Source organism: Streptomyces aurantiaciflavus, from assembly GCF_049808595.1.
Taxonomy (GTDB): Bacteria; Actinomycetota; Actinomycetes; order Streptomycetales; family Streptomycetaceae; genus Streptomyces.
This window is the reverse complement of record NZ_JBNCAQ010000029.1, coordinates 93,786-119,286: the sequence shown is the minus strand read 5'-3', so window position 1 is coordinate 119,286 and position 25,501 is coordinate 93,786. Positions and strand designations below refer to the sequence as shown.

Below are 25,501 nucleotides of genomic sequence, written 5' to 3'. Positions count from 1 at the left end.
GCTGGCACAGGGTGCGTTCGGTCTGGGCCTGAAGGTGGACGGCGGCGTTCACGGCGAGCTCGTGGTTGCCGCGGATGCCGTACGGGCGTCCCCGTAGGTCGCCGCCCCGTAGACTCCAGGTATGGAGGATGTGGTCGCTGGGCCCTGTAAGACGGTGGACGGCGCGATGTCGAGGGTCTTCGCGCTGCTGGGAAAGCGCTGGACCGGTCTGATCGTGGCCGTGCTGATGGAGCGTCCGGTGCACTTCTCCGATCTGCGTCGCGCCATCCCGGGGATCAGTGAGCGCATGCTGTCGGACCGTTTGACCGAGCTCGGTGCGGCGGGGCTCGTGCTGCGTGAGGTGGACGAGGGCCCGCCGTTGCGTGTCTCGTACCGGCTGACCGACGCCGGCGCGGCCCTGGAGCCGGCGCTGAGGGAACTGCACGGCTGGGCGGAGCGGCATCTTCCCGAGGCGCGGGACGCCTCGCTGCCCTGCCTCGGCGGCACCGAGTCGTCGCGGGCCTCGGGCTCGGCCTGGAGCACTCCACGACCTACTGCTCCATCAGGCACCTGAAGGACCCGATGCGGGAGGCCGGCGCCGCCTACCCGCCGTGCCCTGGCTCGACGACGAGAGGGCGACGTCCGCGTCGAAGTTCTCCCGCTTCCACCAGGCCGTCCCGGGGGTGGACCTCGATCTTGCCCGGGGCGAGCACCCGATGACCGACCCGGCCCCTGACAAGGGTCAAGTGGGGTTCAGGGGGGTGATCCCGGTTCCGGCGTACAGCTCGGGCTCGAGCGACAGAACGGTGAGGGGCTCGCCGTCTTTGGCCGCCTGCCAGGCGATCGCTGCTGCGTGAGCCACCGGCCAGTCCACGCTCGGCCAGTCCATCGCGTTCACGGCGTGCGCCGCGCTGAACGAGACGTTCTCCGCGAACCGCAGCGACGCAGCGTGCTTGCCCGCACCGGTCACCTGACGCTCGGCAGCGAGAACGGACAGCGACGGGATCAGGACGCGTCCGGTGCCACGTGAGGCTTCGATGTACAGGCCGGTGAAGAACGGGTCTGCCCGGTACAGGGCGGTCAGGGCGGTGTGGTCCAGTACGGCCGTCAGATTCATGCGGCGGCGCCGCCATGGTGGGCGCGGATCTTCGCCCAGGCGTCCTGGCCGGCCTGCTCCACCTGCTTGGTGTACTCGATGCCGAGTTCCCGGGCAGCCTCCAGGGCACGCTGGTCCCGCTCGGCCGCCGTGAGCTCGCGGCTGGCGAGGTCCTCCAGCAGCTCCGTGATGGTGGTGCCGCGTTCCTCCGCGAGGGTCCGCAGCCGGTCACGCACCTTCTCGCTGGTCTTGATGCTCGTCGGCTTGCTCATGCCGCCGATTCTACCGCCGGTAGAACTCGCCGGATTCATTCGTACGCGCCCCTCCTCCTCGCGCTGGAGCCCTGATGGTGGCCCCCGACGCCGGCGGACGGCGAGCATGTCCGGGGACGACGATCGTCTTCTGCAGCTCAGCGGGCGATGCCGTCCCGCAGCGCCTCAACTTCAGAACGCGTACCTCGCGTACCTTCGGTGAGAACCCTTACGACGGCCTGCGTCATGCAGGGTGCCCGCGGCGCACCCGTGTGCGTTCGAGGACCTCGATCGGGCGGGCAGCCTCGGGTGATTACGCCGTAATCACTGGCGGCCGGTGGCCGGGCGGTGGGGGCGGCGTTTGCGGCGCCGTGAGTCGTGGCTCAGTGAACTGTTCGGCACAGGTGATTACGGCGTAATCACTGGCGATGGGGTAGCCGGCCCAGGGCGTATTCGACGGCGAGGGGGCCTTGCCCACTCCCCCACGGCCCCGTGGTGCCCGGTCGGCTACATGCGGAGCGGTCGGTCAGGGGTTGCCGTTGTCTCAGGAGTGTGTCGCGCCCGAGTGAAGTCGGCGTTGTGTGCGGGCAGCTTCCACACTCGCGGGCGAGTCCCGGGCAACCGCGGCCCGGTCTTCCCTGTCTGCTGTGACCGGCCCCTGGTTTCCAGGGAATCCTGGCTCATGGGGGCGGGGCGAGTCGGGCTGATGATCGTCTTGAGTGGGACTCGGCGCGCTTTGAGCTTCCTCAGGGCCGGCCCGTGGCGGTGGGACAAGCGGGCGCAGCAGGACGCGAGGCTTCGAGTGCGTCGACGCCGTAATCACTGGCTGCAGGGCGGTTTGCCGGTGGGGTGATTACGGCGTAATCACCCTGGGGCGCGTGGCAGCGGCTGACGGGTGAGCTCGTGGATCAGGGAGTTGCTTTCCTGCACACAGACGGCGCCGCCTGTCCTCGCTCCTTGTAGGTCGCAGCCTTCTCCGGTTCCGCCGCCGACGTGCGCGCAGTACATGACACGTCTGCTGGACAGCTACATGACGAGCCCCGCCGGTCAGTACGGTCGGAGGACTACACCGACGGGACGGGGAGCGGGCGGTGGACGGTCCAGGGGCTTCGGAACACACCGGCAGAGCAGGCGGCGGAGGCGGCTGGGTGGATTTCCGGGACAGCACCTTTCATGGTTCTGTCGTAGGGCCGCCCAAGCCCAGGACACCGCCGCAGACTGACCTCGACCACCATCGTCCTCCTCTCAACGGGCGTGCCACTGGCCACAGTCGCTCAGCCGCCCACTGTCGGCCCGCAGGTTTTCTCAAGGAGCGTGAACGACTTGGGTGCACCGCCCGGCTGCGGCTTACCTGCTTTGTGGCCGACGACCCGGTAACCGGCGTCCAGGTAGTAGGCGTTCAGACGCGCGTTGCCGGCCAGGCAGTCCAGACGCACGAACGTCCGCCCCGCCGCGGCAACGCGGCGCTCCGCAGCACGCAGTAGAAAACGCCCCGTCCCCGGCCTGGCGCTGCCGCGGTCCACCATCAGCCGATGTACATAGCCGGCCACCGGCGGCTGCGGTCCCCAGGCGTCCTCGTCCTCCCACCACAGTTCCCAGGCTCCGGCCACGCGGCCGTCGGCCTCGGCAAGCCAGACCTCACCATTCGCCATGGTCTTGCGGAAGTGGTCCTCGTCCAGCTGGCCGGGCTGCCACTGGCCGGTGATTCCCTGGGCGAGCATCCAGCGGGCAGCGTCGTCGCGCAGACGAACGAGCGTGGCGAGGTCGGCGTCGCCCGCGAGGCGGAAGTACAGATCCTTCACGTCGCGATCCTCGCACGGACCCGTACGAGCGCTCGACGCTGTCCCTCCCGGTCGAGCGCCGGCGTTGTCAGTTCTCATCGACATTTTTGAGCTGCCTGATCGCTGAGTGCTGTCCGACACCGTCGACGAACGTGGCCCGCTCTCACTCACAAACCACCAGAGTGATTACGCCGTAATCACTCTGGCCCTTGCCGGGTCCGTATCAAGTTGGTCTAGCTAACGCGCCGATACTGTGATTGATCATGGACGTTAGTATGGTGTCCTGCATGAGTTCGCCAGCCACTTCCAGCGACCGCGAGAAGGTCGTCTCCAAGCTGCCGGGATGGCTCCGGCAGAAGCTCAAAGTCAGAGCCGCCCAGCACGGCATCGAGATCCAGACCGCTGTGGAACAAGGCATCAGCGACTGGTGCAGCCTGGCCTCCGCCACCGCGGCCGTCGACACCGCCGGCGCCGACTCCTTCTCCACTTTCCTGCCTCCCGGCCAGTGGGAAGGATTCCGGCAGATCGCCAACGACCGGCGCGTCTCGCTCATCCAGGGCCTCGCGCAGTCCGTACAGCTGTGGCTCGACACCAACCCCGCCCCGGACATCGAGCGCCCCTCGATCACCCGCCGCATCATCGTCTGCAACCAGAAGGGCGGAGTCGGCAAGACCGCCATCACCGCCGGCCTCGGCGAGGCACTGGCCGAAGACTCCAACATCCTTCACCCCGTCCGCGTCGCCAAGGCCCTCACCAAGGCCCTGCGCGCGAGCGAGACCCAGACCGACGCGGTCGACCCGGCTGAGGACCCGCTCGACATCGAGAACCTGCCCGGACCCGGGCTGAGGGTGCTGCTCGTCGACTTCGACCCGCAGTGCCACCTCACCAACCAACTCGGCGCCGCCCCGCTGCCCATGAACGGTGACAGCCTCACCAACCACATGGCGGGCGACCCGAAGGGCGACCTGCGCGACCTCATCGTGTCCGTCGACGACGACACCTTCGACGGTCGCCTCCACCTCCTGCCGGCCTGCAACGACGCCTTCCTGCTCGACGTGCGACTGTCCGCCGTCCGGGCCCGCGAGGCCGCCCTCGAGCGGGCCCTCGCCCCGCTCGAAGCTGATTACGACGTAATCATCGTCGACTGCCCGCCCAGCCTCGGCCTCAGCATGGACGCCGCCGCCTACTACGGCCGCCGCCGCGACAGCGAAAAGCCCGGCCAGTCCGGGGCCCTGATCGTCGTCCAGGCCGAGGACAGCTCCGCCGACGCCTACGAACTGCTCACCACGCAGATCGACGACCTGCGGGGCGACCTCCAGGTCGACATCGACTACCTCGGCATCGTCGTCAACCTCTACGACTCCCGCCGCGGTTACATCGCCACCTCGTCACTCCAGGGATGGGTCGACATAAAGGATCCGCGAGTTGTCGGACTCATCGGAGACCTCAAGGAACAGAAGGAGGCTGTCCGCGTGAAGAAGCCCCTGCTGTCCTACGCACCCAAGTCGCAGCAGGCAGTCGGTATGCGCGCCCTCGCCAGGGAGGTCCTGTGAGCAAGGCCGAGCAACTCGGCGCCGGCCGCTTCGGTGGGGGAGTGCGCCCGGTCAGCGCACGCCGCCAGGCCGTCGCCGCTGCCACCGGTGTTCCGACAGAAGGGGTCGCCCCGCCCTCGGAACTCCCTGTCCACCGCGTCAGCCTCAACCCCGACAACCCGCGCTCCAAGCTGGGCGATCTCACCGACCTCGCAGGCAGCCTGAAAACCCACGGGCAGAAGCAGGCGATCACGGTCATGAACCGCGACGCCTACACCAAGGCCAACCCCGACCGGGAAGCCGACCTCGAACCAGACACCACCCACGTCGTCATCGACGGCAGTACCCGGCTGGCAGCCGCCCGAGAAGCCGGACTCGCCACGGTCAAGGTGATGGTCAGCGACGACCAAGGCGCAAGCTCCGAGGAACTCCTCGAATCCGCCCTCGTGGCCAACATCCACCGTCAGGACCTCGAGGAACTCGACGAAGCCCGTGCCCTCCAGCGGCTCCTGGCCATCCATGGCAGCCAACGAGCCCTTGCCAAGCGCCTCCACCGGTCCCAGGGATGGGTTTCACAGCGTCTCGCCCTGCTCAACCTCACTCCCGAACTCCAGGAGCGAGTCGGCGAGGAGCCCATCGACCTGCTGCGCGCAGTCGGTAACAAACCTGCCGACCAGCAGGTGGCCGCCCTGGAAGAGCTCAAGGCGGAACGGGCGCGCAAGGAGGAGCGGGTACAGCCCGCCGAGCGTCAGACGGCCCATCAGGCAGCCGAGGCGCAACCGGCCGGCGCCCCGAGTGGCCCGGACAGTGATTACGACGTAATCACCGACGCCACCGCAGGCGACCAGACCGTCTCGCCGACGCAGGTGGACCAGCGGGCTGATCACCGCGAGCCCGAACAGGCCGTGCCGGAGCCCCGCGTCAGCGGCGAGCGCCCCAGCAAAACCACGGCCGGCGAAGACCAGCTGCCGCGCACGCTGCCCTACGACGATCCGCTGTTCATCGCCATGCACCTGGAGCGGAAGATGGAGCAGCCCGCCTTCTTCGAACTGCTCCTGGCGCTGAACCGGATCGGCCAAGTACGCGATCCAGCGCAGTTCGCGAAGATCCTCGCGTCGGTCACCAGTGAACCGGGGACCAGGTCAACCTGACGCTCACGGTGATCCGCCACGGGCGGGCACCGCGCAGCGCTTTGGGGCCATGCCGCTGCTCGCGAGGAGAAGGCCGGCGCCCCGGCCGCGCTGGTGGCGACCGTCGTGGCCGCCGAACCGCAGGTCGGTCACCCATCTGGTCCAGCCGCACCCGCCCCGGCACCGGCATGTTCGCGTTGAACCGTCCTGTTGCTCGCGCGCTGACGCATGCGGCTCCCAGTTCGGACAGCACCTGTTCACACGGCGGGCGGGGAGCGTGATGGCCCTCGTGGAAATTCGTGGTCGAGGTCAGCACGGCTGAAGTGGTGTGTGCAAGACGTCAATTCCTACCGTTGTGCGGGTCTGACGAGCGGTGCCACATCAACCGATGCCACAGGAGGAACGACGTGGAACACACGCCCGGAATGCAAGGAATGCCCGGTATGGGCAACGCGGTGTCCACCGTGGACACCGCCGGGGCTGTCCTCTTCATCGGCTGGGCCGTCGCGATGTGGCTCGCTGTCGCGGTGCTCGCCTACGCGAACCGCGGAACGGTGCGGCCCTGGCTGTACAGGACGGCGGTGGGACTGATCGGACTGGGCGTCGTCGGGCAGATAGGCCACTTCCAGGAGCACGTCGCCCAGGCCGGCTACTGGATCGCCCATCCCTACTCCCCGGCCTGGATGACTCCCTGGGCCGACAGCCTTGCCCGGGGAATGGGGCAGATCGACATGACCAAGCCGTCGCTCGGCATGGAGATCCTGCACCTGACGGGGAACTTCATCTTCCTCGCCGGCCTGGTCGGCATCGTTCAGATCACCCGGCGGGTCGGCGGCGAGCTGAAGAGCCGCAAGTGGGCCAAGATGGGCGTGTGGATGCAGGGCATCCACGGCGTGGAACACGTCGTGCTGACCCTGTCCGTCGCTCTGGGAGCCAGCCGGGCCATCGGCCTGTCCACCTGGTTCGGGGCGGTCGAACCAGGCGCCGCTCTGGTGACCTACCGGATCTGGTGGCACTTCGTCTTCAACCTCGTCGGCACGGTCATCCTGTCCCTCTCCGTCTACCACCTGTGGCGGGAGAGGCGCAGCGTCAAGTCCGCCTACGGTACGCACGCCGGCCTCCCGGCTGCTCACGAGCCCGGCGGCGAGGCCGCGAAGGACTCCTCACGTGAGCCCGCACTGGTTGGTGGGGAGTAGCCAGGTGAGCTGTCCGTTTCGGTGGACAGCTCACCTTCCTGCAGACGGCATCGCCAGCACAGGCCGTGCGGAACGACCCGGCCACAGGTTCCGGCCCGGCCTCTGCAGGGGCTGATCACCACACGGCTCGTCGGAGCCGGTGTCTCCTGCGAAAAACGGCTGGTACATGGCTCGTCTCGGGGCAGGAGACTGTCAGGGTCATGGCCGGGTCGGCGGGGCGGAAGCAGCGGTGGATCCGGTTCGCTGTGGACGACGGACGGCGCGCAGCGCCGGGCCGCGGCCGCAGGCCGGTCACTGTCGCCGTGGACCTCACTCGCCGACCACTGCTGGGCCTGTGCCCGGCGCCGGTCCGTGATCGCTTCTCGGCAGGCTCGGCAGCGCGCACCCGTCGACCACAGAATCCCCGTCTCGCAGTCCGGGTCGGCGCAGCCCCAGCGGGGGAGGGCGACGCCCAGCAGCCACCGTCCGACATCACGGATGTCGGCGACGAACACGCCGGCCAGCCGCTGGGTGAGCCGGCTGCGCAGGCGGTCGACCCCGGCGCCCATGGCGAGCTGGTGCGAGATGTTCCGGCCGATACGCCGGAGCACGTAGGGCTTCAGCCCTTCCAGCAGGAAGCGTACGGGCTCCAGTACGGCGTGGAGCCGGGCGCTGAAGGTCAGTGGCGGACCGGTGTACGGACGGCCCTGGGGGCGGTCGGTTGCCCGACCGGTGCGCTCGAGGGCTGTCCTTTCGCTGTTCGCGTGCGGTGTCGGGGTGATCGAGTCGCCGCTTTCGCGCTCCACTACCGGTAGTTCGCCTACGGCGGGTGGGGAAAGACGCGGTCGGTTCTCGGGTCGGTCAGTACAGAGGTCTTCCTTATACGCGAGCGATGCCTCATGAACACGGGTACCCGATCGGTCATCAGGATCAGTACACGAGGCCGGCGCACTCGGCACGGGGATCGGCGGTGTGCGGCCGTCGTGCACCACGAAACGATGGCGGCCCCGCTCTCCGGCCCGGTGCTGAACGGTGATCCACCCTGACGCGGCCAGTTGTTCAATGACACGTCCGGCCGCTTCCGCGGTGATGGGCATGCCCGCACGACGTCCCGAGTGGTGTCGCAGGAGACCCGCGAGCACACCCACGGTCAGGGGGTGCCGCTGTGCGACGGCGTAGGCGATCGCCGCGAAGGCGCGCAGCAGGCGGGGGCGCAGGCATTCGCTGGCGACCACCGGAATCCAGATGAAGCGCTCCGTCGATTTCATGGGCCTGACCCGTCGCTGAGCGGTGGTACCGCAGCCGCCGGGCAGGGACCGCCGCCGGCTGTCCGGCAACTCCACGACGCCGTCCGGGCCGGGCGAGCGGAGCTCGGCGAGGCCTCGCTGCACGGTCGACGGTGACAGGCCGAGGTAAGACGCGAGGGTGGCGACGCTCGCGGTACACCCCTCGGGGCGTTGGGCCAGAGCCTTGACCTTGACGTAGACGCTGAGGGCCGCGTCCGAGTAGTGCGCGCCTTCCACCAGCCGCATGGGTACTTTCACCCGCTGGCGCACCCAGGGTTGCGCGGTGGGTACACCCGTGCGGGGGAGTGGAGCACGGTCGGATCCGGTGAGGGAAGGCAGTTGCCCAAGAGGGTTCCTGCCCGCGGCCGTGATCTGTAAGGGCTGGCAAATTTCGATGCCTTGCTTCATGATGAGGGCACGTCCTACATGGTGAGGCGTCAACTTGCGTTGGCAGATGTCAAGGCAGGTACGACGGCGGTTCCTGAGGTGTGGGACCCCTCCTTGGCCGGAGGGTTTGGTGAGGACGTCTCTTGGCTCTGGCTCCTGTCAGCGCCTCTGAGAGGCGCGTTCTCGCTCGCTGAGCCGGGCTTGGCTCAGCGGTGGTGGTACTGAAGTGCTGCTACTGAAGTGCTGCTACTGAAGTGCTGGTACCGAAGTCGCTGGTGCGGCTTCGCGGTTCGGGCAGAACCGGATCAACGCCCGTACGGGGTGGCACCCGTAACGGGCCGATGCCCGTCGAGTTGGCAGCTCGACGGGCGGTGTGACTCAGGCTGAACCCAGTGGTGGAACACTGGGTCCGGCCGCGGCAAGGTCCCTGCGCAAGCGAGGGACTTGCCGCGTTCCGCGTCTGTTTCGCCTGATTCTAGAGCGAGATCACGTCTGCCATTTCCGTCGTCGCCGTGAAGGCGAAGTCCTCCCCCTGCAGCGCGTTGACGCGGATCGTTCGACGCCCGCTCTGCGCCGGCGCGGTGTCGGCGACAGGCTCGGCCTCGATCCAGCACGGTTCGTCGAACTCGACGTAACGCTTGAAGGTGACGTCCATGGCCGCGGGCATCATGCCGCTCGAGGCCGGGTGCATGGCATGCCCCGCCTGTCGCACCGATTCCAGGAGCAGCATCCCCGGTACGTGGTCGACGGCGTGGTCGAACAGGACGGGATGACCGGTGTCCACGCGCAGCTGCCAGCGCCGCGCCTGCTCGGTCGGGGACAGCACGATGTCCTGCAGCCGGTGGCGGTTCACCTCGGTTCGCGCGACAGGCTGCGGCGGTTCGGGCGCGTTGGCGAACGCGGCGGCGATGCCGGCCCGCCCCGCGCGCAGGCGCTTGTAGACGGCGGGGGAGTGGCAGCCGAAGTGCGTGCTGACCACCGCGAGGAGCTCACCGCCGCGGACCACCTCGATGTGCATGGACATCGAGGCGGGCAGTGACCGGTAGAACCGTATGTCCGAGCACGTGACGTGGAGTTCCATCTCAGCCGGTTGGAACTTCACTTCCATGGCGTCGAAGTTGACCGCGTACTGGAAGCGGGACCAGCTCAACTGGTAGCCGAACGGCACGTCGTAGGCGGCGTGGGTGAGCAGGGGGAACGTTTGGCGCACGGTCTCGCAGAGCAGCAGTGGGTCGTGCAGTCCGTTCTCGCAGCCGTAGAAGCTGTGGCTGCGGGGCCACTGGGCGTCCACCTTGAACGAGTCGGGACGCACCTTCGTCCAGCCCGTGAGAAACACCTCCGCGAGGGCGGCTCGGTGCACGTACTCCTTGGCGACGGTCCTGGTCAGGGTCGTTCTACCGGCAGCAGAGCTCTCAGCCGTCACGAGCATGCCTATCCCCCCGGGGGCGTGCGTTGGTGGAAGCCCCCTGCCTACCGGCCGAAGGCGTTGGTCTGTAAAATAAGGGCGTTCGTTTTTTTTGTCGAGACTGATCGAGGCAGTGATGGGTGAGCCGAAGCAGGAACGGGCGGTGAAGACGCGGGAAGCGATCCTGCACGCGGCCGCAGAGATCTTCGACGAGTGCGGCTACAGCGGGGCCAGCATCAGCAAGATCATGGCTCGGGCGCAGGTCACGCAGGGTGGGATGTACTTCCACTTCAAGTCCAAGAAGGGCCTGGCGCAGGCCGTGCTGGCCCACCAGCAGGACTTCGTGCACTTCTCCAAGGAGACGGCGGGACTGCAGAAGCTGATCGACCTCAGCTTCTTCCTCGCCCACGAGCTGCAGACCAACGTGCTGTTCCGGGCCAGCGTCAGGCTCGCCGTCGAGCAGGGCGAGCTCGGGATGCGCGACGACACGGCCTACCAGGAGTGGGTGAACGAGTTCTACGGGCTGCTGTGCGAGGCCCGCGAGCAGGGTGATCTCCTGCCCGAGGTCGACGAACGCGAGTTCGCCAACGTTCTCGTGGGCGCCTACAGCGGTACGCAGATCTTCTCCAACGTCTCCAGTGGACGCGCCGACCTGCCCGCACGTCTGGTGTCGATGTGGCGCTACCTGCTGCCCGGCATCGCCACCCCGCAGGCGAGGGCCAGGCTCGGCCTGCCCACCGACGTGCAGCGGCTCGCGGCGTGAAACCGGTGCGTGTGGTGCTGACAGGCGCCACCGGTTTCATCGGCTCAGCAGTGCTGCGCGAACTCTTGAGGCAGCGCGGCGGATCCGGCACACGAGCGGGCCGTCGCCTGCGCATCCGCGTGGTGGGACGGCGTCCGCCGCAGACCGCCGACAGCACGGCCGCCGAGTGGGTCCGCGCCGACCTGGCGCGCCCCGAGACGCTGCACGGTGTCTGCCGGGGCGCCGACGTGCTCCTGCACATGGCCGCCGCGATCGGATCGGACGAGGCCGAGTGCGTGGCGATCAACCAGCACGGGACGGCCGCGCTGATGGAGGAGGCCGTCCGGGCCGGCACCGGACGCATCGTGCACCTGTCGACGTCCGCGGTCTACGGCCCCGGACCCCACCGGGGCATCGCGGTGGACGAGGTCACTCCGGCACCGTCCTCCGCCGTGAGCCGGACACGGCTGGCCGGCGAGGCGCACGCCCTGGCCGCGGGCGCGAGCGTGCTGCGCCCCGGACTGGTACTGGGGGCGGGGGACCGCTGGGTCGTACCGCTTCTCGCCGAGTGCCTGCGCGTCGTCCCCCATGTGTGGGACGGGGGGCGGGGCAGGGTGTCGGCCGTGGCCGTGGAGGATCTCGCGCGGCTCGTCACCCGGCTCGCCCTCGTCCCCCAGCAGACCGGCGGGCCCCGCGTCTGGCACGCCAGTCATCCCGAACCGGTGCGTGTCGGTGACCTGCTGGACACCCTGGCGCGCCATCAGGTGCTGCCACCGGTCTCCGCCGCGATCCCGTGGGCGGAGTGTCTGAGCATGCTGAGGGCGGCGGAAACCTTCGTCACCGAACGACAGTTCGCCCTCGTGGCCACCGACCACTGGTACGACAGCCGCGACGTCTGGGACGCGGCCGGCTGCCCCGCCGGACCCGGGCCCCTGGCGTCGCCGGAGGGCGCCGTGGAGTGGTACAGATCAGCGCTCGCGAAGCGGCCGGCAGCGTGACGCCACGTCACATCCGCTCGCGTTCCGGTTCGCCCAGCACGGTCAGTCGATCCCCGGTGTGACGCAGGACCTGGGGAGCGGGCCGGTCGGCCGACACTCCTGCCAGGGCCAGCTCCCAGACACGCCTGAGCCGTGCGACGGTGCTGCCGAACTCGGCCTCGGCTCCGATCCGGCTGCGGATGTATGCCTCGGCTCCGTTGGTCAGATGCTCGACCAGCGTCACCACATCGGCGGGCGGAGCGCTCTCCCGCAACTGTCCGGCGACGTAGGCCTGGTCGAGAAGCTCACGCACCATCGGCAGCCAGGCCTGTGACCAGGAGTCCGTGCCCGGGCGTTCCCGTCCCAGACGAATGGCGGAGCGAACCGAGGGCTCCTCCTCCATCAGCCGGGCGAGTTCGAGGGTCAGATCGACGACCTGGCACAGCACCGGCCGCGTTTCGGCGGCCCGGCCCTCGAGCGCGGCCAGGGTGACGGTGCGCCCTTCGAGCTGTACCGCGTCGGCCAGCTCCTGCTTGGTGGGGAAGTGAAAGGTCAACGCGCCTATGGAGATCCCCGCCACCTTGCTGATGCGCGCCAGGGTCGTGCCGTCGTAGCCGGCGCGGTCGAACTCGACCGACGCCGCCGTGATCACGGCCGCGCGCGTGCGCAGGGCCCTCTCCTGCTTCACCATGCTGCCTCCTGAAGAGAGCCTGCCGCCGTCAGGTGTGCGAGGGGCTCGTCCCGGCGCCGGCCGCGAACCGTCCCGGGGGCAGGGGCCGGGGCAGCACCCCAGCTGCAAGCCCTGCCGGCCGGCTCCCGGCAGGCGCCCGATCGCGGACGTGAGGGCTCTCGGGCGAGCGGCCCCGGGCAGGTGCCGCAGCGCGCCGATCCGGCCGACTTGGCGAAGTGCATACGGCAACTCCCCTGAGTCGTCAAAAAAAAGAGGGTGTTCGCTATTATTCTAGCGCGGTCAGCAGCCACAGGCCGAACCAGGGAGGGAACTTGCCATGACAGGACGAGCGTTGACGCACGCGGACTCCTCGGTCCCGGTCTTCACCGAGCGGATCTTCGAGTGCCTGCCGCGAGCGGATCAGCGGCGTTGGGCCCACGCCTACGTGCAGGGTCTGCTGACCACGCCCGGCAAGAAGACGGTCCGCCGGCTCGCCGCGACGGTCTCCAGCTCGCCCGCCACGTCCCAGTCACTGCACCAGTTCGTCAACGCCAGCCCCTGGGACTGGAACCCGGTCCGGGTGGAGCTGGGCAGGTGGGTGGGACAACAGACCGCTCCCATGGCCTGGGTGGTCGACCAAGCGGTGCTGCGCAAACGGGGAGAGCACTCCTGCGGAGTGCACCGTCGCTTCCTTCCCTCCACCGGGCGATCGGTCACCTGCCAGGTCGGCATCGGTGCCTTCCTCGCCTCCGCGCAGGCAGCCGTACCGGTCGACTGGCGTCTGCTGCTGCCGGGCTCCTGGGCCAAGGACCCCGAGCGCCGTCAGCGCGCCCGCATCCCGGCGGACGCCGGCCTGCGCACAGCCGAACAGCACGCTCTCGACCTGGTCGACTCCCTCGCCGGCAGCGCCGGCACGGCCCCGTTGCCGGTCGTGTGCCGCCTGGACCCGGCCGCCGGATTCGGCGTCCGGACCCTCCTGCACGGACTTGCCCTGCGCGGACGTGACTTCGTCGTCCCCGTACCCGGAAACCTGCAGGTGATGACCGGCCGGCACCTGCAGGTGCAGCGGCCCCACAACGGCGGGGACGGCTACGGCCTGGTCCTCACGGCGAGCAGCCTTCTCGGGGCCAACGGCGGCATGCCGGCCCGCACGGAGACGGTGGCTCCCCGGGACGGCAGAGGCCGGCACGTCACGGTCGTCTCCAGCTTCGTGCGTCTGCCCGGACAGGGCTCCCCCGGCGCCCAGGACCACCGCACCTACCGGCTGCTGGCGGTCCGCAGCGACGGCGAACGCCGTCCCGTCCAGCTCCTGCTGACCAGCCTCATCCACGCCCGCCTGGAGTCCGTGCTCGCGCTCGCACAGCTGCTGCCGCGGGCGGGCGAGGCCGTACGCGACATGAAGGACGACTTCGGCCTGCTCGACTTCGAAGGCCGCTCCTACCCCGGCTGGCACCACCACATGACACTCGTCTCCGCCGCCTACGCCTACAGCCGGTTCAACCAGCCCGCCGACGCGGCGGCAGAGCGCCACTTCCTGGCCGCGGCATGAACGCCGCACCCCCGGACCGTGACGGGACGTCACCGCAGACGCCTCAACCCTGTCGTCAACCCACCGAACACTAGTGTGGTCAAATGCTGAGATATACGTACGAAGGGCAGGACTGCAACCTCGCCCGGACACTGGAAGTGATCGGGGAGCGCTGGACGCTCCTGATCATCCGTACGGCACTGCTCGGCACCAGCCGTTTCGAGGGCTTCCTGGAAAACCTCGACATCGCCAGGAACGTGCTGGCCAACCGCCTGTCCCGGCTGGTGGAGCAGGGCGTCCTGGAGCGGGTCCCCTACCAGGACAAACCCGTTCGGCACGAGTATCGGCTCACCCCGGCGGGCAAGGACCTCACCTGCGCCGTCCTCGCCCTGATGCAGTGGGGCGACCGCAACCTGCCGCAGGAACTGGGACCGCCCCGGCGCGCCGACCACCTCGGATGCGAAAGTCCCGTCCACGTGGAGCTGCGCTGTCCGCAGTGCGGCCGGGCCGTTCACGACGAGGAGGTCCAGGTGCGCCGCATCCGCTGAACGAGGCGGAGCGCACAGCCGAAGATGCCCTGCGCCGACCGATGCGCCCACGATGGCTGCTGCCCGGCCGCCGGCGGAGCGGCTCGTAGGAGGAGGCACACACCATGCCCGTACTCGGAGCCCTGCGCAGGCTGGCCATGGCCCCGTCCCTGGAGGAAGTGAGCTTTTCCGGCCGCGGCTTCCCGGTGCAGACCGGCGAGCGCGCCCGGAAACTGGAAGCCGTACCCCAAGCCGTCGTCACGGGCTTCGAATGGGGCATCGAGGACCGCGACCTCGCCACCACGGAACGCCGTCTCGCTCTGGTCGACCCCGAACACCGGGGCTTCGCCTACGAGGGCGCCACGATGGCCTGCGCCATCCGGGATGCCATGGGCCCGCGTGGCCACCGCACCCGGGACCTGCTCACCGGCGGCGGCAAACCCCACATCTTCCTGAACTACATCGGCATCGGCTTCGCCATGGCCAAGCTGCCGCGCCCCCTGTGGCGCAAGCTCGTCCCCGACCTGACCGGACCCGAGTACTACCCGGCGATGAACTGGCTGTGCGTCGACGGCTACGGCTTCGACCGCGCCTACTTCGACACCGACACCTGGGTGACCCGGCAGCGCCTGGACACCCCGTACGACTGGGACGGCCACGCCTCCTACTGGCGCCACGCCTTCGACCAGGGCGTCGGGCGCGCCCTGTGGTTCATCCACGCAGGCCACGTCGGACACGTCTCCGCGGCGGTCCGCGCGTTCGCCGGCGACCGGCAGCCGGACCTGTGGAGCGGCGTCGGACTCGCGGCGACCTTCGCCGGCGGGAGCACTCCCGTCAATCTGGTCACGCTGTGCCAAGAGGCGCGCTCCGACCGAGGACACCTCGCCCAAGGGTCGGTCTTCGCGGCCAAGGCCCGCCACCACGCCGGGTTCGTCCCCGAGCACACCGCCACCACCCTCAAGGCGCTCACCGGACTGACCGCCGAGGCGGCCGCCCGCCTCGCCGACGACACCGCCCCGCTCGCGCTCCAGAGCGCCGGCGTGCCCATGTACGAGCTCTGGCGCAGAAATGTACGTGAACGCCTCTCTGCGGATTTGCTTGTTGAGCACGTATGAAGTAGACGCACCATCCACGACCCTGGCTCAATTTGATCCGATGGCGAATTCATGGATCTGAGAGGGGCGGGTTGCTGCCGTGGCCACTGGGTTTGGCGTTCTCCGGCGCCGGTTGTTCACACCTCCTGTTTCGGAAACGACCATGGAGGTGCGGGGATTTCACGTAAAGAACGCAGAAGCCAAAGCGCGGCTGGAGAGAATCGGTGAGGTGTTTCTCCGGGGCTACGCCTGCGCGATGGAGGCGGCCTCGGCGGCCGAGACCGAGGAGATGCTCGAAGCCGTCCCCCGGGACATGCGGGGGTTCGCCTACGAGGGCGCCGGCATGGGCGCGGTGGTCCACGACGCGCTTCCCGGCCACAACGGCCGCCTGGCCGGCCTGCTGGCCGGCCAGGGCCGGCACCACGACTACATGATCTACGTCGGAATCGGCTGGGCCATGGCGCGCCTGCCCAAGCCGCTGTGGCCCGACATCCGCGACACCGACCCCCTGCTGCGCTGGCTCGCCCTCGACGGATACGGCTTCCACCAGGCGTACTTCAAGACCGACGCCTACGTCCGCCACCCCGAGGTCCAGCACCCGTTCCACTGGCGCGGCGGTCACCCCCACTACACGGCGAACGCCATCGACCAGGGCATCGGCCGCGCGCTGTGGTTCGTCGGAGGAACCGACCCCGAGGTCGTCACCGACCTGATCCGCGCCTACCCCGAACACCGCCACGGTGACCTGTACGCGGGGGCCGGCCTCGCCTGCACCTACGCGGGTGCGGTGGACGAGGACGAGCTGCGGTGCTTCGTCGAAGGAGCCGGCGAGCACCGCTGGGCGCTCGCCCAGGGCTCCGCGTTCGCGGTCGAGGCGCGCATCAAGGCGGACACCGTCATCGAGCACACCCACCTCGCGGCCCGCGTCGTGTGCGGCACAACGGCCGAGCAGGCCTCGCGGGTGTGCCGTGACCTCAGGCCGGACCCGGCAGGCCAGGGGGCCTCTCCGGCCTACGAGACATGGCGGCGTGGCATCGCCGCGGAACTCGCTTCTCTTTCGCTGCTTCGGAAAGGTGCCGACCAGTGACGGTCACGAAGAAATGGGTGCGCAGGAATTCCCCGGGAATTGTCGCCCTCGCCCTGATGGTGGGGACTTTCTACGGGGTGCGGCTTCCCGAGTCGTCTGCGGCCGAGGTCGACAAACTGGCGAAGAACTTCGCATTCGAGCCCCTGTCCATCGCCATGCCGGCCGGGTTCGACAAACAGGAGGTCCGTAAGGTCAACAAGGCCTACAAGCACATCGAGGCATGGATTTCCTCGGTGGGTGCGGGCATCGCCCTCAACGACCTCGACCACGACGGACTGCCGAACGATCTGTGCGTCACCGACCCGCGCATCGACCAGGCGGTGGTCACCCCCGCACCGACGCGGCAGAAGGCCTACGAGCCGTTCGCGCTCAACCCCGCGCCGCTCGGCGTCAGCACGACCATGGCCCCGATGGGCTGCGTGCCCGGTGACTACAACGAGGACGGCTCGATGGACCTCCTCGTCTACTACTGGGGCCGCACCCCGGTCATCTACGTCAACAAGGGCCTCAAGGACCGGCCGCTGACCGCGGACTCCTTCCAGCCCACCGAGCTGCTGCCCGGAAAGCCCGGCAAGAAGTACACCGGGCCGCTGTGGAACTCCAACACCGCCGCCGTCGCCGACTTCGACGGTGACGGCCACGAGGACATCTACATCGGCAACTACTTCCCCGACAGCCCCGTCCTGGACCCCTCCAAGGACGGCGGCGTCACCATGAACGACTCCCTCTCGCACGCCCAGAACGGCGGCGGCGGCCACTTCTTCCGCTGGACGAAGGACGGCTACGAGAAGACCGACGACGCCATCCCGCAGGGCATCGACAAGGGCTGGTCGCTCGCCGTCTCGGCCACCGACCTCGACGGCGACCGACTGCCGGAGGTGTACCTCGCCCACGACTTCGGCACCTCGGCCCTGCTGCACAACGTCTCCCGCCCGGGCCGGATCGAGTTCCGCGAGGTCAAGGCCGAGCACACCGGCACCGTCCCCAAGTCCAAGGAACTCGGCCGCAGTTCGTTCAAGGGCATGGGCGTCGACTTCGGTGACCTGAACCACGACGGCCTGTTCGACATGTTCGTCAGCAACATCACGACGTCGTTCGGCATCCAGGAGTCCAACTTCGCCTTCGTCAACCAGGCCGACAGCAAAGCCGAACTGCGGGGCCGCTTCCTGGAGGGCGAAGCCCCCTACAAGGACGAGTCCTCCTCCCTCGGCCTCGCCTGGTCCGGCTGGGGCTGGGACGTGAAGATGGGCGACTTCGACAACGACGGCAACCTGGAGATCACCCAGGCCCTCGGCTTCGTCAAGGGCAAGAAGAACCGCTGGCCGCAGCTGCAGGAACTCGCCACCGCCAACGACGCCCTGGTCAAGAACCCCCAGTGGTGGCCCAACGTCGAGCACGGCGACGACCTGGCCGGCAGCCAGCGGATGCGTTTCTTCGCCAAGGACGACGAGAGCGGCAGGTACGCCAACCTGTCCCAGAAGCTCGGCATCGGTGAACCCGTCCCGACCCGCGGCATCGCCACCGCCGACGTCGACGGAGACGGTCGTCTCGACATGGCCGTCGCCCGGCAGTGGAACGAGCCGATCTTCTACCGCAACGTCAGCGAGAACGCCGGCTCCTCCCTCGAACTGACGCTGACGCACCCCGACGGCGCGCCCGTCGTCGGCGCCGAGGTCTGCGTCGAACTGCCCGACGGCACCATGCGCGTCGCCCGCCTCGACGGCGGCGGCGGCCACTCCGGCAAGCGCAGCACCGACGTGCACATCGGTCTGGGCAAGGGCGTTCAGGGCCCGCTGCCCGTCCTGCTGACCTGGCGCGACCGAGCCGGCGAGGTCCACGAGCAGAAGCTGCGGATCGAGCCCGGCCGGCACAGCCTCGAGCTCGGCACCCAGGCCAAGGAGAAGTGACCATGTCCGCAACCCAGAACGCCACCCCGCGCCACACCCTGAAGGTCGTCACCGCGCTGCGACGATTCGCGATCTCGATCTCCGTGCTCAACATCTTCGGCTACACGGTGCTCGGCTTCGAGCAGCCCTGGACCTGGCCGTTCATCGCCCTGGCCACCGCCTACACGCTGGAGATCGCCCTGGAGGCGATCGGCGCCCGCGCCGAGGGCCGCACCCCCCGTTACCGGGGCAACGGCTTCAAGGGACTCGTGGAGTTCCTGCTGCCGGCCCACATCACCGCGCTCGCGGTGAACATGCTCTCCTACGTCAACGACGTCGTCTCCGTCATGATCTTCGGCGTCATCGTCGCCGTCGGCGCGAAGTGGGTGCTCAGAGCCCCGGTCAAGGGCCGCATGCGGCACATCATGAACCCGTCGAACTTCGGCATCGCCGTCATCCTGCTGCTCTTCCCCTGGGCCTCCATCGCGCCGCCGTACCACTTCACCGAGTACCTCGACGGCGGCTTCGACTGGCTCGTCCCGGCCATCATCATCACCCTCGGCACGATGCTCAACGCCAAGCTCACCGAGCGCATGTGGCTCATCCTCGCCTGGGTCGGCGGCTACGCCCTCCAGGCCGTCGTGCGCGGTCTGCTGTTCGGCACCTCCATCCCGGCGGCCCTGGCGATGATGACCGGCGTGGCGTTCGTGCTCTTCACCAACTACATGATCACGGACCCCGGCACGACCCCGTCCTCCAAGTGGGGCCAGATCGCCTTCGGCGGCGGAGTCGCCACCATGTACGGCGTCCTGACCGCCATGAGCGTGGCCTACGGCCTCTTCTTCGCCACCGCCCTCGTCTGCGCCATCCGGGGCACTTTCCTGTGGATCGCGGACATCGTGGCCAAGAAGCGCGCCGAGGAGGCCCTGGCGCTGGCCGCGGTCGAACAGGCCGTGGACCGCGACGCCGCACCGGCGTGCGACTGCCCGGCCGGAGCCTGCGCCTGCCCGCCCGCACCCGAGGCCGAGACGCAGAAGGTTCCGGTGGCCGCATGACCAGAATCGCCATCGTCGGGATAGCGTGCCGCTATCCCGACGCCACTTCCCCCGGCGAACTGTGGGACAACGCCGTCGCCGGGCGGCGCGCCTTCCGCCGCCTGCCCGACGTCCGGATGAACCTGGACGACTACTGGCACGCCGACCCGGCGAACCCCGACACCTTCTACGCGCGCAACGCCGCCGTCATCGAGGGCTACGAGTTCGACCGGATCGCCCACCGGATCGCGGGCAGCACCTTCCGCTCGACGGACCTGACGCACTGGCTCGCCCTCGACACCGCCGGACGGGCCCTGGCCGACGCCGGCTTCCCGGGCGGCGAGGGCCTGCCGCGTGAGCGCACCGGCGTGGTGGTGGGCAACACCCTCACCGGCGAGTTCTCCCGCGCCAACGTCATGCGGCTGCGCTGGCCCTACGTACGCAGGGTGATGGCCGCGGCCCTCGCCGGACAGGACGGCTGGGACGACTCGCGCATCGCGGACTTCCTCGCCGACGTCGAGACCGCGTACAAGGAGCCGTTCCCCGCCCTCGACGAGGACTCGCTCGCCGGCGGTCTCGCCAACACCATCGCGGGCCGCATCTGCAACCACTTCGACCTCAACGGCGGCGGGTACACCGTCGACGGCGCGTGCTCCTCCTCCCTGCTGTCGGTCACCACCGTCGGCACCGCGCTGCTGTCCGGCGACATCGACGTCGGCGTCGCCGGCGGAGTGGACCTGTCGATCGACCCGTTCGAGATCATCGGCTTCGCCAAGACGGGCGCGCTCGCCAAGGGCGAGATGAGGCTCTACGACCGTGGCTCCAACGGCTTCTGGCCGGGCGAGGGCTGCGGAATGATCGTCATGATGCGCGAGGAGGACGCCCTCGCGGCGGGCCACCGCGTCTACGCCACCATCGCGGGCTGGGGCGTCTCCTCCGACGGCCAGGGCGGCATCACCCGCCCCGAGGTCAGCGGCTACCGGCTGGCCCTGCGACGCGCCTACGAACGAGCCGGCTTCGGCATCGAGACGGTCCGGCTGTTCGAGGGCCACGGCACCGGAACCGCCGTCGGTGACGCCACCGAACTGACCGCGCTCACCGAGGAACGCGCCGCCGCCGACGCGGACGCGCCCAAGGCCGCCATCACCTCCATCAAGGGCATGATCGGCCACACCAAGGCCGCCGCCGGCGTCGCGGGCCTCATCAAGGCCGCCCTGGCCATCGACAACCACACCCTTCCGCCGTCGATCGGCACCGTCGATCCGCACGAACTGCTCACCGACGAGCGGGCCAACCTCAGGGCGCTGCGCAAGGCGGAACCCTGGCCCGAGGACGCGCCGCGCCGCGCGGGCATCACCGCCATGGGCTTCGGCGGCATCAACACCCACGTCGTCCTCGACGAACCCGCCACCCGGCGCCGGCCGCCGGTGAGCCGGCCCATCGCGCCGGCCGGCTCCCCGCAGGACTGCGAACTGCTCGTCCTCGACGCCGATTCGCCGCGGAACCTACGCGTGCGGATCACCGAGGTCGCCGACTTCGTCGCCCGCGTGTCCTACGGCCAGGTCGCGGACCTGGCCGCCACCCTCCAGCGCGAACTGCGGGGCAGGTCGCACCGCGCAGCGGTCGTCGTATCCTCCCCGCAGGACGCCGAGCGGCGCCTGCGGCACCTGGCCGGCCTGCTGGAGGACGGCGAGAGCGCGCACACCGCCGCGGACTCGCGCAGCTTCCTGGGCAAGGTCACCGGACCGGGCCGGATCGGGTTCCTCTTCCCGGGACAGGGCTCGGGCAAGGGCACCGGCGGAGGCGCGCTGCGCCGCCGCTTCGCCCAGGCCGCCGACGTCTTCGACCGGGCGGCCCTGCCGACCACCGGCGACATGGTCGCCACCGACGTCGCCCAGCCGCGCATCACCACCGGATCCGCCGCCGGCCTGCGTGTCCTCGACGCACTGCGCCTGGAGGCGACCGTGGCCGTCGGCCACAGCCTCGGTGAGCTCTCGGCCCTGCACTGGGCGGGGGCCCTCGACGAGCAGACGCTGCTGGAGGCGGCGCGCGTGAGGGGCAGGGCCATGGCCCAGCACAGCGCCTCGGGCACGATGGCGTCCCTGCACGTCTCTCCCGAGCGGGCGCAGGAGCTCATCGCCGGCCTCGACGTGGTGATCGCCGGATACAACGGCCCCGAGCAGACCGTGATCGCCGGTCCCGTCGAGGCGATCCAGGCGGTCGAGCGCATGGCCGGCGCGGCCGAAGTGGGCTGCACCCGGCTCTCCGTCTCCCACGCCTTCCACTCGCCCCTGGTGGCCCCGGCGGCCGAGTCGTTCGGCACATGGCTCGCCGACGCGCGCCTCGGACAGGTCCACGGCAGGGTCGTCTCCACCGTCACCGGTGCCGAACTGGACCGGGACACCGACCTGCCCGCGCTGCTGAGCCGTCAGATCACCGCACCCGTTCGCTTCACCCAGGCGGTACGCGAAGCGGCCCGGCACGCCGACCTGTTCGTCGAGGTCGGCCCGGGGCGGGTGCTCAGCGGCCTCGCGCAGGCGGCCACGGGTGTGCCGGCCGTCGCGCTGGACACCGACGACGAGTCGGTGCGCGGCATCCTGCAGGTCGCGGGCGCCGCGTTCGTCGCCGGAGCTCCCCTCGCGCTCGAACGCCTCTTCAGGGACCGGCTGATCCGGCCGCTGACGGTCGGACAGGAGTTCTCCTTCTTCGCCAGCCCCTGCGAGCAGGCGCCCCGTGCCACCGCGCCCGCCGCCCCCGCACCGCGCCCGGCGGCCCCGGCCGGCCACGTCGCGGCACCGGTGCGGAACTCCCTCTCCGTCCCCGCGCCGGCGGTCACCGTCGCCGACGAGCGGTCCGCCCCCTTGGAGGAGGGGTCCTCGGCCGCCGCCGAGCAGACGGCACCGACCGAGGAGGACCGGGAGCCGGCCCTGGAAGTGCTGCGAGCCCTGGTCGCGCAGCGGGCCGAACTCCCGGCCGAACTCGTGGACCCGGACAGCCGGCTCCTGGACGACCTGCACCTCAGCTCCATCACCGTCGGCCAGATCGTCAACCAGGCGGCGGCCCGCCTCGGGATCGCCCCGACCCAGCTGTCGACCAACTTCGCCACCGCCAGCCTCTGCGAACTCGCCGAGGCCCTCGACACCCTGGTCAGCACCGGGGTCGCGACGGTCGACAGCTCGGCCGTCCCCACGGTGGCGGGCGCCGCTCCCTGGGCGCGGCCGTTCGCCGTCGAGCTGGACGAGGTGGCGTTGCCCCGGGCCGGCACCGCGGAGGACCCCGGTGCGTGGGACCTGTTCGGCACCGCCGACCAGAGGTTCTGCCAGGACCTGAAGACGGCGCTGGAGAACGCCGGCACCGGGGGCGGCGTCCTCGTGGTTCTGCCCCGCGGTTGCGCCCGGCAGGACCTGGACGGCGTTCTCGCCGCAGCCAAGGGCGCCCTGGCGGGGGACCGGACGCGGCGGTTCGTCCTGGTGCAGGACGGCCGCGGCGCGGCGGGCCTGGCCAAGACGCTGCACCAGGAGGCTCCGCATCTGCGCACCACGATCGTCCACACCCCACTGACCCCGGACGCGGTGGCGCACGTCGTGGCCGAGGTACGGGCGACCAGCCGGTTCACCGAGGTCCACTACGACGAGAAGGGGGTGCGGCGGGTACCGACCCTGCGGGCCCTTCCCGTCGAGCAGCAGTCCACCGACTTCCCGCTGGACGCCACGGACGTGCTGCTGGTGACCGGTGGCGGCAAGGGGATCTCCGCCGAATGCGCCCTGGCCGTCGCCCTGCGCACCGGGGCGAAACTGGCCGTGCTCGGCCGGTCGGACCCCGCCGCCGACACCGAACTCGCAGCGAACCTCCAGCGGATGGCCGACAGCGGTGTCACCGTGCACTACGCGCGGGCCGACGTCACCGTCCCCGAGCAGACCGCGGCGGCCGTCGCCGAGCTGGAGAAGACGCTGGGCAAGGTCACCGGCGTCCTGCACGGAGCGGGGCGCAACGAGCCGGCCGCCCTGGCCGAGCTGGACGCGGAGGACTTCCGCCGCACCTTCGCCCCCAAGGTCGACGGCCTGCGCACCGTGCTCGACGCCGTGGGGGCCGGCAGCCTGAAGCTGCTGGTCTCCTTCGGCAGCATCATCGGCCGGGCCGGGCTGCGCGGCGAAGCCCACTACGCCACCGCCAACGAATGGCTGGCGGACCTCACCGAGGACGTCGCCCGCACCCACCCGCAGCTCCGCGCCCGGTGCCTGGAGTGGTCGGTGTGGTCCGGGGTCGGCATGGGCGAGAAGCTCTCCGTCGTCGAATCGCTCTCCCGCGAGGGCATCACCCCCGTCTCACCCGACCAGGGAGTGGAGATCCTGCTGCGCCTGATCTCCGACCCGGACGCGCCCGTCGTCACCGTGATCAGCGGCCGCACCGAGGGCATCGAGACCGTTCGCCGCGACCTGCCGCCGCTGCCGCTGCTGAGGTTCACCAGCAACCCGCTCGTGCGCTACCACGGTGTCGAACTGGTCACCGAGGTGGAACTGAACGCGGGAACCGACCCCTACCTGGCCGACCATCGCCTCGACGGCAATCTGCTGCTGCCCGCCGTCATGGGGATGGAAGCGATGGTGCAGGTCGCGAGCGCGGCGACCGGCTGGAGCGGCACACCGGTCATCGAGCAAGCGAGGTTCCTGCGGCCCATCGTGGTGCCGCCGGACGGCAGCACCCGGATCCGCATCGCCGCCACCGTCACCGGCCGCGACACCGTCGACGTCACCGTGCACGCCGAGGACACCGGCTTCGTGGCCGAGCACTTCCGGGCCCGGCTCGTCTTCTCCCGAGGCCAGGCCCCGGACGGACCGCCCGTCCAGGTGCCCGACGGCATCTCGGCGGTCCCGCTCGACCCGGCCACCGACCTGTACGGCGGGCTGCTGTTCCAGGGCGCACGTTTCCAGCGGCTGCGCCGCTTCCACCGGGCCGCCGCCCGCCACGTCGACGCCGACGTCGACGTACGGCGGATCCCCGAAGGCTGGTTCGCCGGCTTCCTGCCGGGGCAGCTGCTGCTGGCCGACCCGGGCATGCGCGACGCCCTCATGCACGGCAACCAGGTCTGCGTGCCCGACGCCACGCTGCTGCCCTCCGGCGTGGAGCGGATCCATCCGCTCGGCTCCGGCGACCACGTGCCGGAGAAGCTGAGGTACACGGCCGTCGAACGCAGCCGTGACGGCGACACGTACGTCTACGACATCGCCGTGCGCGACGAGGACGGCACCGTCGTCGAGCGCTGGGACGGACTGACCCTGCACGCCGTACGCAAGACCGACGGGTCCGGTCCCTGGGTCGCCCCCCTGCTGGGCCCCTACCTGGAGCGCACCCTGGAGGACGTCCTGGACACCCGCATCGCGGTCGCCGTCGAGCCGCACGGCGGACAGCCCGCCGGATCGGTGACGCAGCGCCGTGGCTTCACCGAGGACGCGGCGGCCCGTGCGCTGGGCACACCGGTGACGGTCAGCCACCGCCCCGACGGCCGCCCGGAACTCGAAACGGACCGGCACCTGTCGATGTCCGCGGCCCACGGGCTCGGGGTGACCCTGAGCGCCGTCTCCCGCGCCGAGGTCGCCTGCGACATCGAAGCGGTCAGCATGCGCTCGGACACCGAATGGCGGGGACTGCTCGGCGAGCACACCCCCGTGGCGCAGCTGGTCGCCAAGGAGACGGGCGAGGCGCCCGACACCGCCGCCACGCGGGTGTGGAGCGCCGTCGAGTGCCTGCAGAAGGCCGGGATCATGGCGGGGGCACCGCTGACCGTGCTGCCCCGGCGCAAGGAGGCGTGGGTGGAGTTCGCCGCCGGCGGCATCCGCATCGCCACCTTCGTCACCGCGCTGCGCGACGCCCTGGAGCCCGCGGTCTTCGCCTTCCTCGTGCACGACACGGACCGAACCGAAGGGCGGCCCTAGA

The 25,501-nt window shown here is 70.0% G+C and carries 19 protein-coding genes; 13 read left to right on the top strand and 6 right to left on the bottom strand.

Annotated elements, in window-relative coordinates:
- Positions 1-121 precede the first annotated feature (121 nt).
- Positions 122-553, top strand: a complete 432-nt coding sequence (locus tag ACPT94_RS30195) for a winged helix-turn-helix transcriptional regulator (protein ID WP_425247281.1) — start codon at positions 122-124, stop codon at positions 551-553.
- 168 nt (positions 554-721) lie between these two features.
- Here the strand turns inward: ACPT94_RS30195 and ACPT94_RS30190 are convergent, their stop codons facing one another.
- The 3 genes from ACPT94_RS30190 to ACPT94_RS30180 all read right to left on the bottom strand — a co-directional run bounded on the left by ACPT94_RS30190 (position 722) and on the right by ACPT94_RS30180 (position 3,128).
- Complete coding sequence (locus ACPT94_RS30190; protein ID WP_425247280.1) at positions 722-1,096, bottom strand: PIN domain-containing protein; 375 nt, start codon at positions 1,094-1,096, stop codon at positions 722-724.
- The gene (locus tag ACPT94_RS30185; RefSeq protein ID WP_425247279.1) at positions 1,093-1,347 is read right to left on the bottom strand and encodes a hypothetical protein; all 255 of its coding nucleotides are present in this window, start codon (positions 1,345-1,347) and stop codon (positions 1,093-1,095) included. Before ACPT94_RS30185 ends, ACPT94_RS30190 begins: the two co-directional genes overlap by 4 nt.
- 1,253 nt (positions 1,348-2,600) lie before the next feature.
- Positions 2,601-3,128 (bottom strand): GNAT family N-acetyltransferase, encoded by a 528-nt coding sequence (locus tag ACPT94_RS30180; RefSeq protein WP_425247278.1) that lies wholly within the window; start codon positions 3,126-3,128, stop codon positions 2,601-2,603.
- 266 nt (positions 3,129-3,394) lie between these two features.
- On the opposite strand from ACPT94_RS30180, the gene ACPT94_RS30175 reads away from it, so the two are divergent.
- The 3 genes from ACPT94_RS30175 (at position 3,395) to ACPT94_RS30165 (ending at position 6,965) form a co-directional block, all read left to right on the top strand.
- Positions 3,395-4,660, top strand: coding sequence for a ParA family protein (locus tag ACPT94_RS30175; RefSeq protein ID WP_425247277.1), 1,266 nt, complete (start codon positions 3,395-3,397; stop codon positions 4,658-4,660).
- Positions 4,657-5,790: a ParB/RepB/Spo0J family partition protein gene (locus ACPT94_RS30170; protein WP_425247276.1), complete on the top strand. Its 1,134-nt coding sequence runs from the start codon at positions 4,657-4,659 to the stop codon at positions 5,788-5,790. Before ACPT94_RS30175 ends, ACPT94_RS30170 begins: the two co-directional genes overlap by 4 nt.
- 413 nt (positions 5,791-6,203) lie before the next feature.
- A complete protein-coding gene (locus ACPT94_RS30165) occupies positions 6,204-6,965 on the top strand; it encodes a DUF6008 family protein (protein ID WP_360335566.1) in 762 nt (253 codons plus the stop codon).
- Here ACPT94_RS30165 and ACPT94_RS30160 read toward each other — a convergent pair.
- Both ACPT94_RS30160 and ACPT94_RS30155 read right to left on the bottom strand, forming a co-directional pair.
- Entirely contained in the window at positions 6,899-8,638 is a 1,740-nt protein-coding gene (locus ACPT94_RS30160; protein ID WP_425247275.1) for a helix-turn-helix domain-containing protein, read from the bottom strand. The two genes, ACPT94_RS30165 and ACPT94_RS30160, sit on opposite strands and share 67 nt — an antisense overlap.
- Before the next feature lie 454 nt (positions 8,639-9,092).
- Entirely contained in the window at positions 9,093-10,046 is a 954-nt protein-coding gene (locus tag ACPT94_RS30155) for a ScbA/BarX family gamma-butyrolactone biosynthesis protein (RefSeq protein WP_360335398.1), read from the bottom strand.
- Between the two features lie 112 nt (positions 10,047-10,158).
- Here ACPT94_RS30155 and ACPT94_RS30150 point away from each other — a divergent pair, with 112 nt between their 5' ends.
- A complete protein-coding gene (locus ACPT94_RS30150) occupies positions 10,159-10,785 on the top strand; it encodes a ScbR family autoregulator-binding transcription factor (RefSeq protein ID WP_360335396.1) in 627 nt (208 codons plus the stop codon).
- A gap of 11 nt (positions 10,786-10,796) precedes the next feature.
- Positions 10,797-11,762: an NAD-dependent epimerase/dehydratase family protein gene (locus tag ACPT94_RS30145; protein WP_425247274.1), complete on the top strand. Its 966-nt coding sequence runs from the start codon at positions 10,797-10,799 to the stop codon at positions 11,760-11,762.
- A gap of 7 nt (positions 11,763-11,769) precedes the next feature.
- Here ACPT94_RS30145 and ACPT94_RS30140 read toward each other — a convergent pair whose 3' ends face one another.
- Positions 11,770-12,432 carry a TetR family transcriptional regulator gene (locus ACPT94_RS30140; protein ID WP_425247273.1) on the bottom strand — a complete coding sequence of 221 codons (663 nt, stop codon included), beginning with the start codon at positions 12,430-12,432 and terminating at the stop codon, positions 11,770-11,772.
- A gap of 316 nt (positions 12,433-12,748) precedes the next feature.
- Between ACPT94_RS30140 and ACPT94_RS30135 the strand changes: the two genes are divergently transcribed.
- The 7 genes from ACPT94_RS30135 (at position 12,749) to ACPT94_RS30105 (ending at position 25,500) form a co-directional block, all read left to right on the top strand.
- Positions 12,749-13,960: an IS701 family transposase gene (locus ACPT94_RS30135; RefSeq protein ID WP_360335390.1), complete on the top strand. Its 1,212-nt coding sequence runs from the start codon at positions 12,749-12,751 to the stop codon at positions 13,958-13,960.
- 83 nt (positions 13,961-14,043) lie between these two features.
- Positions 14,044-14,487: a winged helix-turn-helix transcriptional regulator gene (locus ACPT94_RS30130; protein WP_360335388.1), complete on the top strand. Its 444-nt coding sequence runs from the start codon at positions 14,044-14,046 to the stop codon at positions 14,485-14,487.
- 104 nt (positions 14,488-14,591) lie between these two features.
- Positions 14,592-15,581: a DUF1702 family protein gene (locus ACPT94_RS30125; RefSeq protein WP_425247272.1), complete on the top strand. Its 990-nt coding sequence runs from the start codon at positions 14,592-14,594 to the stop codon at positions 15,579-15,581.
- Between the two features lie 79 nt (positions 15,582-15,660).
- Positions 15,661-16,647 carry a DUF1702 family protein gene (locus tag ACPT94_RS30120; RefSeq protein WP_425247271.1) on the top strand — a complete coding sequence of 329 codons (987 nt, stop codon included), beginning with the start codon at positions 15,661-15,663 and terminating at the stop codon, positions 16,645-16,647.
- 56 nt (positions 16,648-16,703) lie between these two features.
- On the top strand, positions 16,704-18,554 hold the full coding sequence (locus ACPT94_RS30115; protein ID WP_425247288.1) for a CRTAC1 family protein: 1,851 nt from the start codon (positions 16,704-16,706) through the stop codon (positions 18,552-18,554).
- Positions 18,555-18,556: 2 nt separating this feature from the next.
- A complete protein-coding gene (locus ACPT94_RS30110; RefSeq protein WP_425247270.1) occupies positions 18,557-19,588 on the top strand; it encodes an enediyne biosynthesis protein in 1,032 nt (343 codons plus the stop codon).
- On the top strand, positions 19,585-25,500 hold the full coding sequence (locus ACPT94_RS30105; RefSeq protein WP_425247269.1) for a type I polyketide synthase: 5,916 nt from the start codon (positions 19,585-19,587) through the stop codon (positions 25,498-25,500). Before ACPT94_RS30110 ends, ACPT94_RS30105 begins: the two co-directional genes overlap by 4 nt.
- The last annotated feature ends 1 nt before the right edge of the window (position 25,501 follow it).